At 53.3% G+C, this 1,309-nt stretch carries 1 protein-coding gene; it reads right to left on the bottom strand.

From position 1 onward, the window contains the following. Positions 1–31: 31 nt before the first annotated feature. Positions 32–1,254, bottom strand: a protein-coding gene (locus IAI51_RS27720; RefSeq protein WP_410458027.1) for an IS3 family transposase whose coding sequence is annotated in 2 segments (ribosomal slippage) — positions 32–903 and positions 903–1,254 — 1,224 coding nt in all. Because the reading frame shifts where the segments join, the coding sequence is not laid out codon by codon here. Between the last annotated feature and the right edge of the window lie 55 nt (positions 1,255–1,309).

Genomic DNA, 1,309 nt, shown 5'->3' with positions numbered 1-1,309 from the left:
TGTCTAGTCCTGAAATAGGTTTACACCTATTTCACCCTAACGCTCGATGCACCGCATCGGGCGTTTTGTATTTTAAAGACAGGTGCGGCCGCTCCTGGTTGTAGATCGTGACCGCCTCTTGCACCATCTGTGTGGCCTGCGCCAAATCCGCTGGTCGATGGATCAAGAACTCTGTTTTCAAGATGCCGTTGACCCGCTCTGCCAAGGCGTTCTGGTAGCAGTCGTAGCCATCGGTCATCGAGCAAGTAATGCCATGTTTTGCGTGCACTTCTTGGTAAAGGGCTGAGCAGTACTGGGCGCCTCGATCCGAGTGATGGACTAGTTTCTGACCGCTTCGACGCCGCTTCAAAGCCATTCGAAAGGCTTGCACCACGGAGTTGGTGTGCAGATTCTCATGCACGTGATAGCCGACTATTTTTCTCGAAAAGGCATCCGTCACCAAACTCAGATAGGCCACGCCATCACGGGTAGGCAGGTACGTAATATCGGCCACCCAGACCTGCTCCGGGCCGTTAGCGATTATTTGTTCCGGGCTTGGTTTCAGCAAATTGGGGTGTCGGCGGAAGCGATGATGACTGTCGGTCGTCTTGTGATACGCCCGCTTTCTGTGGACCAACTGGCGGCTTTCACGCAAAACCGCGAATAAACGATCCCGGCCAACATGAAGCTCCTGTTGCTCGCGCTGCTCATGCATCATCGAGTGCAGCTTGCGGGTACCGATGCAAGGTTGGCGGACACGGATTTTCTGTACAAACGCTATGAGCTGCCGATCCTGGTCGGCCCGCGCCCTGTAGACCCGGTTACGTTTGTAATAGGCCTGACGGCTTATTCCCATAAATTGGCAAGCCCTGCTGACACTCAGGGTTTCGGTTTGCGCAACGACTTGCCGGGTCGCTTTTTTATGACAGATACGCCGTAGTCGTTCTTCAGAACATCAACCACGGCTTCAAAAAATTGGGCTTTCTGATTCGCCAGCGCCAACTGCTCCTCAAGTTCTTTGATTCTTTGCTCGGGAGTCAATGGCAAGGTTGGCTCGTCCATAGGTCTGATCCTCTGGGAGCGAATGGAGGCGCCTTGGCTCCAGTCCTGGCGACCATGCTTGCGTAACCAAACCAACACCGTCGACCGACCCTGTATCCCATAGCGCCGCTGAGCCTCTTTATAACTCAACTCGCCTTTTTCGACCTGGTCGACGACCGATAATTTAAAAGCCAGTGTGTAATCACGCTGACTGCGTTTCGCACCCGTATCCATTTCACCTTCCTGAAAAGAAGTCAGAAGGTGTAAACCTTATTCAGGACGGGACAGC

Source organism: Pseudomonas sp. N40(2020) (genome assembly GCF_014472415.1).
Lineage (GTDB): Bacteria > Pseudomonadota > Gammaproteobacteria > Pseudomonadales > Pseudomonadaceae > Aquipseudomonas.
The sequence above is the reverse complement of the archived record's forward strand: the minus strand, read 5'-3'. Positions and strand labels throughout refer to the sequence as shown.